Source organism: Georgenia sp. G2120 (genome assembly GCF_055326485.1).
The window spans coordinates 1-15,889 of record NZ_JBUZNL010000019.1; the positions used below are offsets into that span (position 1 = coordinate 1).

The following is a 15,889-nucleotide window of genomic DNA, read 5'->3' on the forward strand; positions in this document are numbered from 1 at the left end:
GCACCAACCGCTGTGAGTGTGGGGGTGGCTGGTCTGGGACTGGCTGGCAGGGTGGTGGCTGGTCGTTCCGCTCGTGGGTGTGACTCGGCGAACCGCAGACCCCTTGTTGGGGGTGTCTGGAGATTGATCTGTCCGCCCATGGGTGGGGTGGCCGGCACCGTCCTGGCCCATCTCGGAGACCTGATCAGAAGGTTGTCCGCCACTGGTGTGGCGTGACTCGTCACAGTGTTGTCCCGAGGTGACTCCTACCCAGAACGGCACCGGCCACCAGCGACCAGACCATCCACTCATTGGTAGGAAGGACACCAGGCCGCTATGGCTATCGTCGCGCACTCCCATCCGTTCGTCATCGGGGTCGACACCCACGCCCAGACCCATTCGTTGGCGGTGCTGGCCGCCCGCGGCGAGCTGATCGATTCTGCCCAGTTCCCGACCACGCCTGCGGGCATGGCCCGCGCGATCGCCTGGGCCGCTCGCCGCACCGGGGCCGATATGGCCGCGTTGTGGGTCATCGAGGGCGCCGCGTCCTACGGCGCGACCCTGGCCGGCGTTGTCCAGGACGCCGGCTATCAGGTCGTGGAGGCCGCGCGGATGAACCCGCGCGGGAACCGGGGCGTGGGTAAGTCCGATGCCCTGGATGCCTACCGCATCGCGGCCGCCGTCCTCCCGCTTCAGGTCAGCCGGCTGCGTCACCTCCGCGCCGCTAGTGGGGTACGGGCCGCGCTGCGGGTCCTGCTCACCGCCCGCGAGCAGATGAACAGCGAACGTACCGCGGCCACGAACGCGCTGACCGCGCTGCTGCGCGTCAGCGACCTGGGTATCGATGCGCGCCGGGCCCCGGGCAAGAAGGTGATCGCCATGATCAGCCGGTGGCGCGAGCGCGATGAGGACATCGCGACCGCGACCGCCCGCAGCGAGGCCGTCCGCCTGGCCGCCCAGATCCTGGCCCTGGACGTCGAGCTCGCCACGAACAAGAAGCGCATCACCGTTCTGGTCAAGTCCAGCCTGGCCGCGCCGCTGCTCGAGATGCATGGTGTCGGGCCGATCACCGCGGCCGTGTCACTGACCGTGTTCTCCCACCCGGGCCGGTTGCGTTCCGAGGCCGCGTTCGCGGCCCTGGCCGGGGTCAGTCCGATCCCGGCCTCCTCGGGCAACACCGTGCGACACCGCCTCAACCGCGGGGGCGACCGGCAACTGAACAGGGTCCTGCATACCGCGGTCGTGACCCGGATGAGTCACGACCCCGAGACCCGCGCCTACGTCGAACGCCGCGCCGGCGAGCACCGCACCAAGGCCGAGATCCGCCGCTGCCTCAAGCGCTACCTCGCCCGCCGCATCTTCCGCACCCTCAACAGCACCCCCGAACCCACCATGGCCGCTTGACGAAACATAGAAGGATCAATCTCGACGAGCACCAACCGCAATCTCGACGAACAGAGGGTGGGCGTCAGGCGAGGCCGCTCGGGTCCTCGAGGGCGTCGTCGCTCGGGTCAACGTCGACGTGCCGGGTCGGGATCGCCGGCTCGCCCTCCGAGAGCCGCCACGCCGGGTAGGGGAGCGCGGCACGGGACTCGGCGTGCCGGGCCTTCGCGGCCTCGAGCGCGTCGGGGCCGTGGTGCTCGGCCACGGGTTCGCCGCCGACCACGAGGTCGACCATGAGGCGTCGCGCCCCCTGCCGGTCGACCTCGGCCCACACCTGGTCCGCCGAGGTCCCGGAGACGACGAGCTCCTCGACCGCGCGCCCGGCGCCGTCGACGATCCGGCCCGCGCGCTTGAGCCCGCCGACCGACTTCTTCGACGTCGACCGCTTGGCGACCTCCCGGGGCCGGCCGTCGGCGCCCTCGCGCGAGACGAGCTTGTAGACGAGCTCGGCGGTGGGGTGGCCGGACCCGGTGACGAGCTTGGTGCCCACCCCGTAGCTGTCCACGGGGGCGGCGTTGAGGGCGGCGATCGCGTACTCGTCGAGGTCGGAGGTCACGGTGATCCGCGTCGTCGCGGCACCGAGGGTGTCGAGCTGCGCGCGCACGGTGAACGCCTGCGCCACGAGGTCGCCCGAGTCGAGGCGCACGGCCCCGAGCTCGCCACCCGCGGCGCGCGCGGCGGCGACGGCCCGCTCGACCCCGCGCTCGACGTCGTAGGTGTCCACGAGCAGCGTGGTGCCCGGCCCGAGGGCGTCGACCTGCGCGGCGAACGCGTCCTCCTCGGAGTCGTGCAGCAGCGTGAACGAGTGGGCGGCCGTGCCGATCGCGGGGATGCCGTACCGGCGCCCGGCCTCGAGGACCGAGGTCGCGGAGAAACCGCCGACGACGGCGGCCCGCGCGGCGGCCACGGCGGAGTCCTCGTGGGTGCGGCGCGCGCCCATCTCGAGCAGCGGCCGGCCGTGGGCAGCGGTCGCCATCCGGGACGCGGCGGCGGCCACGGCAGAGTCGTGGTTGAGGATCGACAGGACGAGGGTCTCGAGGATGACGGCCTCGGCGAAGGTGCCCTCGACCACCACGATCGGGGAGCCGGGGAAGAACACCTCGCCCTCGGGGTAGCCCACGACGTTCCCGGTGAAGCGGTACTCGCGCAGCCGGTCGATCGTCTCGTCGGACACGATCTTCGCCCGGTGGAGGTAGTCGAGCTCGTCGGGGCCGAACGTGAAGTCGCCGATCGAGTCGAGCAGCCGCCCGATGCCGGCGACCACGGCGTACCTGCGCCTGGCCGGCAGTCGACGGTTGAAGACCTCGAAGACGCTGCGCCGGTCGGCGGTGCCCGAGCGGACGGCGGCCTCGACCATCGTCAGCTCGTACATGTCCGTCTTGAGCGCGGTCGATGCGCGGTGGCTCATGTGGGGAGAGTAGTCGCGCGTCGGACCGCGACGGTTATCGTGGACGTCATGGTTCAACCCGCGGTTCCGGCCGCCCCGGCGGCACCCACCGCCCCGGAGACCGACCGGCAGGCCGAGGAGAGCGCCGAGGCGGCGGCACGCCGGGCCCCGTCGTGGCGCTGCGTCGTCCACGACGACCCGGTCAACCTCATGACGTACGTGACCTGGGTGTTCCAGAGCTACTTCGGCTACGCGGAGTCCCGGGCGCACCGCCTCATGCTCCAGGTCCACCACGAGGGCCGGGCGATCGTGTCGACGGGGTCGCGGGAGTCGGTCGAGGCCGACGCGGCCGCCATGCACGGCTACGGCCTGTGGGCCACCATCGAGGAGGGCGAGGACTGACATGGACCCCTTCCGACGCGTGCGCGGCGGGATCGCCTCCCACCTCGACGTCCACGAGCGACTCTTCCTCGCCCGGCCCTTCTCCGACGTCGCCGAGCTCCTCGGCCATCGCGAGCCGCACACCACCCTGCCCGACGCCGCAGCCTCCTCGGCGCGCGCCGGCACCTCCGGGGGCGGGGCCGCCCCCGGCGACGAAGACGCAGCCCCGGCGGACGGTTCCGCGAGACCGGACGGTTCCGCGCCGTCGGCGGGCGCCGCCCGGGCGGGCGAGGGCGCACCGACGGTCGACGACGCCGTCCTCGCCGCCCTCGACTTCGTCCCCTCCGACGCCGGACCCGCGGGCGACCGGCCCCCGACCGACCCGGCCCTGGCCCGGCTGCTGCCCTCGATGTCCGAGGACGAGGCGATCGCGGGCGAGCTGCGCGAGCTCACCGAGGCGCCGCTGCGGGCGGACAAGATCCGGCGGATCATGGCGGTCGTCGACGAGCTCGACACGCCGACCGGCCCGCGGGGCTCGTTCTTCGTCCGGGACGGCCAGGAGGCCGACGTCCTGCGGGCCGTCAACGACGTCCGGCTCGTCCTCGGCACCCGCCTCGGGGTGGGGGACACGCTCGCGGACGACGAGCTGTACGCGCGCGCCGAGGCGGCCGGCAAGGGCGCGAGCGACGGCCCGGACGCCGTGCTCGAGGCCATGGCGATCCTTTACACGTCCTTGACCTGGTGGCAGGAGTCACTGATCAACGCGCTGCACACCAGGCCGCGGTCGAACTAGCGTCGTCGCCATGAACGATGCGCCCATCGGCATCTTCGACTCAGGCGTCGGAGGTCTGACGGTGGCTCGCGCCGTCATCGACCAGCTCCCGCAGGAGGAGGTGGTCTACATCGGCGACACGGCGAACACCCCCTACGGTCCGCGCCCGATCAGCGAGGTCCGCCACCTCGCGCTCGAGGTGATGGACGAGCTCGTCACCGCCGGCGTCAAGCTCCTCGTCATCGCCTGCAACTCGGCCTCGGCGGCCGTCCTCGCGGACGCCCGGGAGCGGTACGCGCTCGACGCCGGGGTGCCCGTCGTCGAGGTCATCCGCCCCGCCGTCCGCCGCGCGGTCGCCGCCACCGGCAACGGACGCGTGGGGGTCATCGCCACGCGGGCGACCGTCGACTCGGGCGCGTACCGCGACGCGTTCGCCGCGGCCCCCCGGCTCGACCTGACGATCGCCCCCGCGCCGCGGTTCGTCGAGCTCGTCGAGGCCGGCATCACCTCGGGCCCCGAGGTCCTCGCCGTCGCCGAGGAGTACCTCGCGCCCGCGAAGGAGGCGGGCGTCGACACGCTCGTCCTCGGCTGCACGCACTACCCGCTGCTGACCGGCGCCATCTCCTACGTCATGGGTCCCGACGTCACGCTCGTCTCGTCCGCCGAGGAGACGGCGAAGGACGTCTACCGCACCCTGGTGGCGCACGACATCGAGCGGAGCCCCGACGCCGCGCCGCCGCAGCACCGGTTCCTGTCCACGGGCGACCCGGAGGAGTTCGGGCGCCTCGCCCGCCGCTTCCTCGGCCCCGAGGTGCGCAGCGTCGAGGCCACGCGGCGCGGGGCGGTGGCGCTGTGAGGCTCACCGTCGTCGGCTGCTCCGGCTCGATGTCCGGCCCCGACTCCGCGGCGTCCGCCTACCTCGTCGAGGCGCGCGGTCCGGGGGAGGACGGCGCGGAGCGCACCTGGTCGATCGTGCTCGACCTCGGCCCGGGTGCGATGGGCGCGCTGCTCAACCACGTGGATCCCCGTGAGCTCGACGCCGTCGTGCTCTCCCACCTGCATGCGGACCACATGGTCGACCTCATCGGGATGCAGGTCTACCGGCGGTGGCACCCGGACGGCCCGCTCCCGCCGCTCGACGTCCACGGGCCCGCCGGCACGCTCGAGCGCACGCGGGCGGTCGGCGGGGACGACGAGGACGAGGACTACTCCGACGTCCTCACCTTCCGCACCCTGTCCACCGGCACCCCGGTGGCGGTCGGTCCGATGACGGTCGAGGTCTTCGACGCGTGGCACCCGGTACCGGCGTTCGGGATCCGCGTGACCGGGCCGTCGGAGGACGGCGCCGGCACCGTCTCCCTGGGCTACACGGGAGACACCGACTCCTGCCCCGGCCAGGACGTGATGGCGCAGGGGCTCGACCTCCTCCTGTCCGAGGCCGCGTTCCAGGAGGACCGGGACGAGGCCCGCGGCATCCACCTCACCGGCCGGCGCGCCGGCGAGCTCGCGGTCACCGGCGGGGTCGGGCGCCTCGTCCTCACCCACGTCCAGCCCTGGACGGACAAGCCGACCGTGCTCGACGAGGCGCACTCCGTGTACGACGGTCCGGTCGACCTCGCGGCACCCGGCGCCACCTGGGTGCTCTGACAGCCTCCCGGTTGCTCTGACAGCCTCCCGGTCGCTGCGTCCCGCTCCGCCGATCCCGCTCCGCCGAGAGCGGATCGGCCGCCGGGCCCGCCGGCGCCCGGCCTACCATCGACCATGGCAGAGACCGGACCCGCACCGCTGCGATCCCTGCGTCGCACGCCGCAGGAACCCCTGTGGCGTCACATGCTCGGGGAGCGGCTGCGGGCGCTGCGGCACGCGCGGGGCGAGCGGCTCGGGGACACGGCCGGTCGTGCGGGCGTCTCGCCCCAGTACCTCTCGGAGATGGAGCGGGGCGTCAAGGACCCCTCGAGCGAGATGATCGCCGCCGTCGCGGGCGCGCTCGGTGTCTCGCTCGTCGACCTCACCGTCGCCGTCAGCCGGGAGCTCGTGGCCCACGAGGCGCACGGCGCTCATCGCTCGCGCGGGGCCGAGGTGCGGGCGACCCTCGCCGTCGCCGCCTGAGCGACGCCCAGGACCCGGGCGACGCCCAGGACCCGGGCGACGCGCAGCACGCGGGCGACGCTCGTCTCCCGAGCACCGCTCGCCGACGTCGGCCGACCGGCGTGCGCGGCCCGGCCGCGCCGCTCACCTGCCCGTGAGCACGCGGTCGACGATCCCGTAGCCGACCGCCCCCTGGGCGGTGAGGACGAGGTCCCGGTCGGTGTCCGCCCGCAGCCGCTCGACCCCCTGCCCGGTGTGCTCGGCCATGATCGACTCCATCTCGGACCGGGTTCGCACGAGCTCGTCGGCCTGGAGGATGAGGTCGGGGATCGAGCCGCGCCCCTGGGCCGCCGGCTGGTGCAGCACCACCCGCGAGTGCGGCAGGACGGCACGCTTGCCCGGGGCGCCCGCGGCGAGCAGCACGGCACCGACGGAGACGGCCTGGCCGACGCACGTGGTGGCGACGTCGGGCCGGATGTACCGCATCGTGTCGTAGATGCCGAGCATCGCGCTGGGGTCCCCGCCCTCGCACGTGATGTAGAGGTGGATGTCCGCGGCCGGGTCGTCCTGCTCGAGGTAGATGAGCTGGGCGATGAGCGCGCCGGCCACCCCGGAGTCGATGCCGGTGCCGAGGTAGACGATGCGCTCGCTCAGCAGGTGGGAGTAGACGTCCATCGCGCGCTCGCCGCGCGGATGACGCTGGACGACGTTCGGGATCGTGTAGGAGCTCATCGCGCGGCCCCCACGGCCCCGCCGAGCGCGGGGATGCGTCGCGCACGGCGGGGTGCGACGTCGTCGAAGTCGGTGACGATCTCGTCGACGAACCCGTACTCCCTGGCCTCGCCGGCCGTGTACCACCGGTCGTGCAGGGAGTCCTCGAGGACCTGGGCGAACGGCCGGCCCGTGTCCTCCGCGACGAGGCCGAGCACCGTGTCCCGCGTGTGCCGCAGGTCGTCCGCCTGCAGCTCGACGTCGACCGCGCTGCCGGCGATCCCCGCCGAGCCCTGGTGCATGAGGACCCGTGCGTGCGGCATCGCCCGGCGCAGCCCCGGCGTGCCCGCGGACAGGAGGAACTGGCCGGCGCTGTAGGCGATCCCGAGGGCGAGCGTGGCCACGTCGCACGGGATCGTCCGCATGACGTCGCGGATCGCGAGCATCGCCGGCACGGACCCGCCGGGGGAGTGGATCCACAGCGCGATTCCGGCGGTCGGGTCGTCGACGGCGAGCGTCATCAGCTGGGTGGCCAGGAGAGTGCCGTTGTCGTCGTCGAGCTGGCGGTCGAGGACGAGCACGCGCTGGTCGTAGAGGGACCGGCGTGCCTCGGCGTCGAACCGGGGTGGGGGTGGGTTCTCGCTCATGGGACGACGCTCGCACCCCGGCACGGGTGAGGTCGCGCCGTGCTGCTCACGGCAGGTCTGCCCTCGGCGGAACGGCCACCGGGTGGTCGCGTCTGCGCCCATGCCGGGCGCGCCGTTAGCCTGCACGCGTGATTGCACCAGGTGACCGCGCGTCCGACCCGCTCGACCCCACCACCGACCCCGCCGGCGGGGCGCCCACGGGCGCCGCACCCGCCGGCATCCCCACGGCGGGCATGCCGTCCACCGGCACGACCACGACGACGCCGAACGGCACCGCCTCCGGCGTCCCCGACGCCATGCGGGCCGACGTCCGCCTGCTCGGCAACATGCTCGGCCAGGTGCTCAAGGAGTCCGGGTCCGAGGGCCTCTACGACGACGTCGAGACGCTGCGCGAGCTCGTCATCGACGCGCGCCGGGCGAGCAGCGCCACGGACATCGCCCGCGCCGAGGAGGTCGTCGCCGGCTTCACGCCCGAGCGCGCCATCGAGGTGGCCCGGGCCTTCTCCTGCTACTTCCACCTCGCCAACCTCGCCGAGGAGCAGCAGCGCGTCCGCGTGCTGCGCGAGACCGAGGGCGGCGGCAGCCGCGGCTTCACGTCCCCCAGCTCGCTGCCGGGCGCCGTGCGCGCGCTCGCCGACGAGGTGGGCGAGGAGGAGGCCCGCCGCCGCCTCGGCGAGCTCCGCTTCCACCCCGTCTTCACGGCGCACCCGACCGAGGCGCGTCGCCGCGCGGTCACCCGGTCGATCCGCACGCTCGGTGAGCTCATCGACGCCCGCGACGACGACCGGCTCGGTCCGTTCGCCCTCGCCGAGATCGACCGCGAGCTCCTCGCCGCCGTCGACACGCTGTGGCGCACCGCCGAGCTGCGCCCCTACAGCCCCGGCCCGCTCGACGAGGTCCGCACCCTCATGCAGACCTTCGACAGTTCGCTCGTCGACGTCGTCCCCGCCGTCTACCGGCGGCTCGACGACGCGCTGGACCCCGAGGGCGCCGGCATCGCCGAGCCCGTCGCGCCGGCGTTCGTCCGCCTCGGCAGCTGGATCGGTGGCGACCGGGACGGCAACCCCAACGTGGTCTCGCCACTGACGATCGAGGCCTCGCGCATCATGTCCGAGCACGCGCTCGCCACCATCGGGGAGCGCACCCGGCACGTCGCCATGCACCTGACCGTCGCGGACTCCTTGGTCGCCCCGGCCGACGCGGTCTCGCGCCTGTGGCAGATGCAGCGCCAGCTGAGCCCGGCGCTCGCGGAGCAGGTCGCCTCGACCTCCCCGGGGGAGACCCACCGGCGCGTCCTGCTGTTCGTCGCCGGCCGCCTCGACGCCACGCGGGAGCGCGACGCCGACCTCGCCTACGCCGACCCGGAGGAGGCGCTCGACGACATCCGCACGGTGCGCGCCTCGCTCGCGACCGCCGGCGCGCACCGGGCCGCGAACGGCGACATCGCCGACCTCGAGCGCCAGCTCGTCACCTTCGGCTTCCACGGCGCCGAGCTCGAGATGCGTCAGCACAGCAAGGTGCACCGCCAGGCGCTCGCGATCCTCGACGGGGAGGTGGACCCCGAGGAGCACCCGCCGGCCGTGCCGGTCGAGGAGGTGCTCGACACGATGCGGGCCGTCGCCCTCGTCCAGCGCCGGCTCGGCGAGGGGGCGGCGGGCCGCTACCTCGTCTCGTTCACCCAGTCGAGCGAGGACATCGCCAACGTCTACCGGCTCGCGCGGATCGCCGCGGGGGACGGACGCCACGCCCCGGTCATCGACGTCGTGCCCCTGTTCGAGACGTTCGAGGACCTGCGCAACGCGCCCCGGATCCTCACCGAGATGCTCGACATCCCGGACGTCCAGGAGCGGCTCGCCGCGAACGGGCGCCAGATCGAGGTCACGCTCGGCTACTCGGACTCCGCGAAGGACGTGGGCCCGGTGGCCGCCACGATCGCGCTCTACGACGCGCAGCGGCAGATCGCCGACTGGGCGAAGGAGCACGACATCGCGCTCACCCAGTTCCACGGGCGCGGCGGCGCGCTCGGCCGTGGCGGCGGCCCCGCCCACCGGGCCGTGCTCGCGCAGCCGCCGCACAGCGTCGACCTGCGGTTCAAGGTGACCGAGCAGGGCGAGGTCATCTCGGCCCGGTACTTCAACCAGGCCATCGGTATCCGGCACATCGAGTCGGTCGCCGCCGCCACGCTCATGGCCTCCGCGCCGAGCGTGGAGCGGCGCAACGCCGAGGCGGCCGAGCGGTTCGCCGAGCTCGCCGAGCGGCTCACCACGACGTCCCGCGAGCGGTTCGACGCGCTCGTCGGCGCCGACGGCTTCCCCGCCTGGTTCGCCCAGGTCACCCCGCAGGAGGAGGTCGGCCACCTCGCGATCGGCTCGCGGCCGGCCAAGCGCGGCCTGTCGGTCGAGTCGCTCGACGACCTGCGCGCCATCCCGTGGAACTTCGCCTGGTCGCAGGCCCGGACCAACCTCACCGGCTGGTTCGGCCTCGGTACGGCGCTCGCGGAGGTCGGCGACGTCGAGCTCCTGCGCTCCGCCTACGCGCAGTGGCCGCTGTTCGCCACGATGGTCGACAACATCGAGATGTCGCTGGCCAAGGCCGACGACCTCATCGCCGCCCGCTACCTCGCCCTCGGCGACCGCGAGGACCTGTCCGCCATGGTCCTCGAGGAGCTCGAGCTCACGCGCCGCTGGGTCCTCGAGGTCACGGGCCAGGACGAGCTGCTCCAGTCCCACCGGGTGCTCGGCCGCGCCGTGGCGCTGCGCAACCCGTACATCGACGCCCTCTCGCTCCTCCAGCTGCGGGCGCTGCGCGTGCTGCGCGGCGACGTGGACGAGGTGCCGGACGAGGTCCACCAGCTCCTCCTCATCACCCTCAAGGGAGCGGCCGCCGGCCTCCAGAACACGGGGTGACCCACCCCCCGACTCCTCGTCGAGACTGCGGTTGGTGCTCGCCGAGATTGCGGTTGGTGCACCTCGACGTCGGGCGGCTCCGATCGGTTGGTGCACCAACCGCAGTCTCGGAGAACGGATCCCGCGCGCGCTCACACGTGTCGACAGTGCGGTTCAGCGGCCTGAGCCGCACTCTCGACCAACGGCGGTGGAGGGGGGGCCGCCCGGGGTGCCGGACCGGACGGCCCACCTCGGCGCGCGCCGGTAGCCTCGACCCATGACCTCTGACTCGACGAGCACACCCGTGCCCCGCGCCGACGGCCGCGCGCCCGACCAGCTTCGCGACGTGCGGATCACCCGCGGCTGGCAGAAGGCGGGCGAGGGGTCGGTCCTCGTCGAGTTCGGCGACACCCGGGTGCTGTGCGTCGCGTCGTTCACGGCCGGCGTCCCGCGCTGGCGCAAGGACTCCGGCGAGGGCTGGGTGACCGCCGAGTACGCGATGCTCCCGCGCGCCACGAACGACCGCTCCCAGCGCGAGTCCGTGCGCGGGAAGATCGGCGGCCGCACGCACGAGATCAGCCGCCTCATCGGCCGGTCGCTGCGCGCCGTCGTCGACATGTCCGCGCTCGGCGAGAACTCGATCGTGCTCGACTGCGACGTCCTCCAGGCCGACGGCGGTACCCGCACCGCCGCCATCACCGGTGCCTACGTGGCGCTCGCCGACGCGATCACCTGGGGCCAGCGTGAGGGCCACGTCCGCAAGGGCGCCGGCGTGCTCAAGGACTCCGTCGCGGCGATCTCCGTGGGCGTCGTCGACGGGCGCCCCGTCCTCGACCTGCCCTACGTCGAGGACGTCGCCGCCGACACCGACATGAACGTCGTCGTCACCGGGGGCGGGAAGTTCATCGAGATCCAGGGCACCGCCGAGGGCGAGGCGTTCGACCGCGCCGAGCTCGACGCCCTCCTCGACCTCGCCCTCACCGGCACCGCCCGCCTCACCGAGCTCCAGCGCGAGGCTCTCGCCGGCGGGGCCGGCGCGTGACGAACCACCCGAGCCCGACGCCGGAGCCCGCCCCGGGCGGTCACGTCACCGGGCGTGACGGCACAGCCGGGCAGGTCCCGACGCCGGAGCCCGGCGCGGGCGCATCGATCCGTCCGCGGCTCGTGCTCGCCACCCACAACCCCGGCAAGCTCGCCGAGCTGCGCGAGATCCTCGCCCCGCTCGTCCCGGGCCTCGCGCCGGAGGAGGTCGTCACGGCCGGGGAGCTCCGTATCGACCCGCCGGTCGAGGACGGCGTGACGTTCGAGGCCAACGCGCTGCTCAAGGCGCGCGCGATCGCCGTTGCCTCGGGCCTGCCCGCGGTGGCCGACGACTCCGGCCTCGCCGTCGACGTGCTCGGCGGATCGCCCGGTGTGTTCTCTGCACGCTGGTCCGGCCGGCACGGGGACGACGAGGCGAACAACGCGCTGCTGCTCGCCCAGCTCGCCGACGTGTCCGACGAGCATCGCGCGGCGCGGTTCGTGTGCGCGGCCGCGCTCGTGGTGCCCGGTGCTCCCGGCGCGACACCGGTCGAGGTCACGCGGTGCGGCGAGATGCCGGGGCGCCTGCTGCGCGAGGCGCGGGGGAGCGGCGGCTTCGGCTACGACCCGCTGTTCCTGCCCGACGGCGAGACGCGGTCCGCGGCCGAGCTCGCGCCCGCCGAGAAGCACGCGATCAGCCACCGGGGTGCGGCGTTCCGTGCCCTCGCCCCCGATGTTGTGCGCGTGCTCGACGCGCGCTGACTCCCGGTCCGGTCAGCTCCCGGTGCGACCCGCGCGTGCGGCCGCCTGTCGCGCGACGTCGGGCCGGTGGTGCGCCACCCATTCGCCGATCCGGTGGCGCGCCCACTGCTCGTCGAACTGGGACAGCGGGATCGCCGTTCTCGACTCACCGCTGTCCGGGTCGGTGCCGTAGCGCGCAGGGTCCTGGGCGTAGGTGCGCTCCGCCAGCGGACCGCCCGTCACCTCCGTGGTGCCGCGACCGACCAGTCCTAGGCCCTCGCGGCGGAAGGCGCTGAACCCCTCCGTCGGAGCGCCGCCTCCGAGCGGGGTGATCGTCGGAATCACCTCGGCCGCGCGGACGTCGTCCCACGCCATCCGCCGGACGGACGAGTCACCGACGTACTCGACGCCGTCGGGGGACAGGGTGAGCGACAGGCCGGCCGCGGAGTCGCGGGCTGCCCGCCGGCCCAGCCAGGCGATGAGCGCGGTCGACACGGCGGCGGCACCCAGTGCGATGAGCACCGACCACGGGATCCCCGCGAGCGCGAAGAGGGGCCAGTAGACCAGGGCGGTCGCGACGAGCAGGCCTGCTATCCGAAGGGGCGTGCGTGTGACGGTCTCGGCCGCGTGTCGGGAACCGGCGACGGCGACGAACCGCTCGGCGGTCACGAAGTCCTCATCCATCCAGTCTCCTTCACGGCTCTGCGGGCAGCTGGATCGGGGCGTGCGCCCCGCACGAGATGTGTGCCGAGCACCGGCCCGATCGGTTCCGTCGACGCTACCTGCTCCCCGGCCGCGCTGGCGGGGGCTCTGCGGTTGCGTCCAGGATCGCGAGGGGGGGAGGACTCCCCGCCAACGGGGTCACGACTCGTGCTCGATCTCGGTAAAGATCGACGTCCATGACGAGACACCCGACGGCGAGGACCGGCACCACAGCATGAACACCACGAACAGCGGGCACTTCGAGGGCGGAGATTCGCAGGACGCAGTGCTGCTCGTCGTCGATGACGACGCTCGCACGGTCGGCATCGAGCTCGCCGCCGACTGGCCGGAGGTCGTCGCCGAGAAGGACCTCGGTCTCCACCTGGTGGAGGCGCACCGCGCCGCCGTCGCTGCACGTGACACCAGCCAGATGGAGCAGGTGGACCTCGGGGGGTTGCTCGCCAGGTTGCGGACACTGACCACCATGACGCCGGAACAGCTTCGAGAGCACGTCGGAGCTGATGCGGCCGATGCCGCGTGGCGTCCGTCGAGCGCGTCAGGCAACGATGACCTGCTCGATCCCGGGGTACGCGCCGCCCATGCCGAACGGCTCCGAGAGATCCACGGCGAGCCCGACGAGGTGACGTCTCCGGACGGACTACTCACCCTGCAGGGCGTGTCCGGGCGGCCGACCGGACTCACGGTCGCGCGCGGCTGGTCGACGCGCTACGACGTGCAGTCCCAGGCTGCGCAGCTCTTCGCGTTGCTCGAGGAGCTGGCTCGACGACACGACGATCGTCTCGCCCAGCTCGACCTCGAGTTCCCGGGCCTGGCCGAACGTCAGCAGGCATCGATCGACCGTGGGCTCGACCTGGTGCGGAGCATCCCGCTGACGGAGAACGACGAAGGACGGAGACAGACCGATGGCTGACATCGAGATCACCTACAGCGTCGTGCGCTCGGTGGCGAGAACCTGGGACACGACGCTCGCCGACGAGTACACGAGGCTCAAGGGCCGGGCGGAGTCGTTCACGGTCGACAGCGGCTCCTGGAGCGGCGGGGTCGGCGGCGTCTATGACTCCATCCGGACGACGATGGCCGCGGTCGCCGGTGGCGGGAGCGACGAGATGGATCTGATGGCGGGCGCGCTGAAGGCCGCGTGTGACCACTACGAGGAGACGGACGAGGAGTCCGAGTACGAGTTCGATACTCGCACCTGACCTCCGCGGTGGGTGTGGATCACCAGGACGACACACTGACGACGAACCGAGAAGAGGACGATATGTCGAGCGCCGAGTTCCTGAGGTCCGAGCTACGCCGAGTCTCGGGCGAGCTGCGTGATGCCGAGGGCGGCCTGCGCAACTTTCCGAACCAGGTCCCGCCGGTGGTCAGCAGTGCGGTCAGTGGCCCCGCGAACGATCTTGCGGACGGCTGCGCGAACGCGTCCGGCGACGCCGATCGCGTCGAGCTGAACGTCCGGGACGACGCCGCGGTGCAGCAGGCGAAGGATGACTGGATCGCGTGGGCGGAGTCCGTGCTCGAGACCATCACGGACTTCCAGACCACCGAGGTCGGACCGCAGCACTGGTCGGCGGACGGTGCCACCGCCTACGCCAACGCCCGCACGCCGCAGAGCGACGCGATGACGTTCATCGAGCAGCACGCCCGCGACATCGCACGTGAGCTGGAGATCTACGGCGAAGCCATCGACGAATTCCGTAACTCGGGCCTGCTGTGGGTCGGGGAGATCGTCCTGCTGCTCGCGTCGATCGTCGCGATCCTCGCCACCCCCGTCACATTCGGGGTCTCGGGGGTCCTCGGCATCATCGGGCTCGTCGGCTCCCTCGTGATGATGGGCTTCACGATCGCCAACCTCATCGAGCTCGCCAACCAGCTGAAGGACACGACGCCGTTCGACGAGCTGCTTGCCAGCATCTCCTCGACCCCGTCCCTCCGTTCGGGTGAGTGGCCCTACGCGCTGAAGGCGCAGGACTGACGAGCGGCAGCTGCTTCCTCACGGTCGGGAGCGGTCGGAACCTCTCCGGGTCGCAAGTCGGACGACCAGCACCACGAGCCGCCACCCGAAGGAGCCGGCGGCGAACAGGCCGGCAGCCACCAGCACGAACGTCCATGCGGTCCCGCCGCCGGTGAGTGCGCGCAGTGCCATGCCGATCCCGAGGGTGCCGAGCCAGACGAGCACCCCGGTGGGCCACAGCGAGGTCGGGGCACGCCACAGCCGACCCGCCACCCACGTGATCGCGAGCGCGGCGAGGAACGGCCACGCAATGCGAGCCAGGTCCCCGGCGCCCCGCTCGTGGGCGTCCGCACCGCCGAGTGTGAAGGCCGCGACCACTGCCACGTCGAGGAGGAGCGCCCACCACACGACGCCACGACGCCGCGCGACCGGTGTCACGCCGTCGGGTCGGGTGGGCGAGGCTCCGGTCCCCGTACGACCGACGTCGTCGTGACGAGCGGGACGGTCCCCGACCCGCTCCCCGCCTCTCGTCACGGCAGGCGGCCGAGGTGCGCGAGCGCGCGGCGCACGAGGTCGGCGTGCCCCTCGGACATGTCGCCGGTGATCTCCGGGGTCACGACCTCGCGCGGGGTGAACCAGCTGAGCTCGAGGGTGTCGTTGGACGGGCTGCAGTCGCCGGCGACGGGCACGATGTGGGCCAGCGACACCGCGTGCTGGCGCGGGTCGAGGTAGTGCTCGCCGGGCGTGGGGAAGTACTGGCCGATCGCGTACGGCACCGGGGAGACCGGGAGCTGGGGGAGCGAGAGCGGGCCGAGGTCCTTGTCGAGGTGGCGCACGAGCGCCTGGCGCACCGTCTCCTGGAACAGGACGCGGCCGGAGACGAGCTCGCGGGTGATGGTCCCCTCGGGCCGCGCGCGCAGCAGGAGGCCGACCGCCTCGAGGGTGCCGTTCTCGCCGACCCGCACAGGGACGACGTCGACGTAGAGCATCGGCACCTTGCGGCGGACGAGCTCGAGCTCCTCCTCGGACAGCCAGGGACCCATGTCGTCGGACGCGATGTCGCTCACCCGTCGTTTCTACCCCGGCGCCGGGCGTCGGCGCGACTCCGCCGCGGCCGGGGAACGCACGACCTCGCCGGGACCTGTGCACGAGTCGGGA

The 15,889-nt window shown here is 73.1% G+C and carries 18 protein-coding genes; 12 read left to right on the top strand and 6 right to left on the bottom strand.

The features are described 5' to 3' along the window. The first annotated feature begins 315 nt into the window (after positions 1-315). On the top strand, positions 316-1,383 hold the full coding sequence (locus ACZLMO_RS15475) for an IS110 family RNA-guided transposase (RefSeq protein WP_463653755.1): 1,068 nt from the start codon (positions 316-318) through the stop codon (positions 1,381-1,383). Between the two features lie 64 nt (positions 1,384-1,447). Here the strand turns inward: ACZLMO_RS15475 and ACZLMO_RS15480 are convergent, their stop codons facing one another. Then, entirely contained in the window at positions 1,448-2,830 is a 1,383-nt protein-coding gene (locus ACZLMO_RS15480; protein WP_463654240.1) for a nicotinate phosphoribosyltransferase, read from the bottom strand. A gap of 48 nt (positions 2,831-2,878) precedes the next feature. On the opposite strand from ACZLMO_RS15480, the gene clpS reads away from it, so the two are divergent. The 5 genes from clpS (at position 2,879) to ACZLMO_RS15505 (ending at position 6,071) form a co-directional block, all read left to right on the top strand. After that, positions 2,879-3,211: an ATP-dependent Clp protease adapter ClpS gene (gene clpS, locus ACZLMO_RS15485; RefSeq protein WP_463654241.1), complete on the top strand. Its 333-nt coding sequence runs from the start codon at positions 2,879-2,881 to the stop codon at positions 3,209-3,211. Between the two features lies 1 nt (position 3,212). Next, entirely contained in the window at positions 3,213-3,983 is a 771-nt protein-coding gene (locus tag ACZLMO_RS15490; RefSeq protein WP_463654242.1) for a DUF2017 family protein, read from the top strand. Between the two features lie 10 nt (positions 3,984-3,993). Beyond that, positions 3,994-4,818 carry a glutamate racemase gene (gene murI, locus ACZLMO_RS15495; protein ID WP_463654243.1) on the top strand — a complete coding sequence of 275 codons (825 nt, stop codon included), beginning with the start codon at positions 3,994-3,996 and terminating at the stop codon, positions 4,816-4,818. After that, positions 4,815-5,609: an MBL fold metallo-hydrolase gene (locus tag ACZLMO_RS15500; RefSeq protein WP_463654244.1), complete on the top strand. Its 795-nt coding sequence runs from the start codon at positions 4,815-4,817 to the stop codon at positions 5,607-5,609. Before murI ends, ACZLMO_RS15500 begins: the two co-directional genes overlap by 4 nt. A 114-nt stretch (positions 5,610-5,723) precedes the next feature. Then, positions 5,724-6,071: a helix-turn-helix domain-containing protein gene (locus tag ACZLMO_RS15505; RefSeq protein ID WP_463654245.1), complete on the top strand. Its 348-nt coding sequence runs from the start codon at positions 5,724-5,726 to the stop codon at positions 6,069-6,071. A gap of 123 nt (positions 6,072-6,194) precedes the next feature. Here ACZLMO_RS15505 and ACZLMO_RS15510 read toward each other — a convergent pair whose 3' ends face one another. Both ACZLMO_RS15510 and ACZLMO_RS15515 read right to left on the bottom strand, forming a co-directional pair. Further along, entirely contained in the window at positions 6,195-6,782 is a 588-nt protein-coding gene (locus ACZLMO_RS15510) for a ClpP family protease (RefSeq protein WP_463654246.1), read from the bottom strand. After that, positions 6,779-7,408 (bottom strand): ClpP family protease, encoded by a 630-nt coding sequence (locus ACZLMO_RS15515; protein ID WP_463654247.1) that lies wholly within the window; start codon positions 7,406-7,408, stop codon positions 6,779-6,781. The genes ACZLMO_RS15510 and ACZLMO_RS15515 overlap by 4 nt, the downstream gene beginning before the upstream one ends. Before the next feature lie 233 nt (positions 7,409-7,641). Between ACZLMO_RS15515 and ACZLMO_RS15520 the strand changes: the two genes are divergently transcribed. From ACZLMO_RS15520 to rdgB, 3 genes are all read left to right on the top strand, one after another. Then, on the top strand, positions 7,642-10,314 hold the full coding sequence (locus tag ACZLMO_RS15520) for a phosphoenolpyruvate carboxylase (RefSeq protein WP_463654280.1): 2,673 nt from the start codon (positions 7,642-7,644) through the stop codon (positions 10,312-10,314). A 256-nt stretch (positions 10,315-10,570) separates the two neighbouring features. After that, positions 10,571-11,335: a ribonuclease PH gene (gene rph, locus ACZLMO_RS15525; RefSeq protein WP_425715038.1), complete on the top strand. Its 765-nt coding sequence runs from the start codon at positions 10,571-10,573 to the stop codon at positions 11,333-11,335. Between the two features lie 107 nt (positions 11,336-11,442). Then, positions 11,443-12,075 carry an RdgB/HAM1 family non-canonical purine NTP pyrophosphatase gene (gene rdgB, locus ACZLMO_RS15530; RefSeq protein WP_463654281.1) on the top strand — a complete coding sequence of 211 codons (633 nt, stop codon included), beginning with the start codon at positions 11,443-11,445 and terminating at the stop codon, positions 12,073-12,075. Positions 12,076-12,087: 12 nt separating this feature from the next. Here rdgB and ACZLMO_RS15535 read toward each other — a convergent pair whose 3' ends face one another. Further along, positions 12,088-12,738: a hypothetical protein gene (locus ACZLMO_RS15535; RefSeq protein ID WP_463654248.1), complete on the bottom strand. Its 651-nt coding sequence runs from the start codon at positions 12,736-12,738 to the stop codon at positions 12,088-12,090. A 304-nt stretch (positions 12,739-13,042) separates the two neighbouring features. On the opposite strand from ACZLMO_RS15535, the gene ACZLMO_RS15540 reads away from it, so the two are divergent. The 3 genes from ACZLMO_RS15540 to ACZLMO_RS15550 all read left to right on the top strand — a co-directional run bounded on the left by ACZLMO_RS15540 (position 13,043) and on the right by ACZLMO_RS15550 (position 14,752). After that, entirely contained in the window at positions 13,043-13,687 is a 645-nt protein-coding gene (locus ACZLMO_RS15540) for a hypothetical protein (RefSeq protein WP_463654249.1), read from the top strand. Further along, complete coding sequence (locus ACZLMO_RS15545; protein WP_425708601.1) at positions 13,680-13,976, top strand: hypothetical protein; 297 nt, start codon at positions 13,680-13,682, stop codon at positions 13,974-13,976. Before ACZLMO_RS15540 ends, ACZLMO_RS15545 begins: the two co-directional genes overlap by 8 nt. 62 nt (positions 13,977-14,038) lie before the next feature. Further along, positions 14,039-14,752 carry a hypothetical protein gene (locus ACZLMO_RS15550; protein WP_463654250.1) on the top strand — a complete coding sequence of 238 codons (714 nt, stop codon included), beginning with the start codon at positions 14,039-14,041 and terminating at the stop codon, positions 14,750-14,752. Positions 14,753-14,770: 18 nt separating this feature from the next. On the opposite strand, the gene ACZLMO_RS15555 is transcribed toward ACZLMO_RS15550, so the two are convergent. Both ACZLMO_RS15555 and ACZLMO_RS15560 read right to left on the bottom strand, forming a co-directional pair. Continuing rightward, complete coding sequence (locus tag ACZLMO_RS15555; RefSeq protein ID WP_463654251.1) at positions 14,771-15,169, bottom strand: DUF3054 domain-containing protein; 399 nt, start codon at positions 15,167-15,169, stop codon at positions 14,771-14,773. Positions 15,170-15,261: 92 nt separating this feature from the next. Continuing rightward, complete coding sequence (locus tag ACZLMO_RS15560) at positions 15,262-15,798, bottom strand: DUF4916 domain-containing protein (RefSeq protein WP_463654252.1); 537 nt, start codon at positions 15,796-15,798, stop codon at positions 15,262-15,264. Positions 15,799-15,889: the final 91 nt, after the last annotated feature.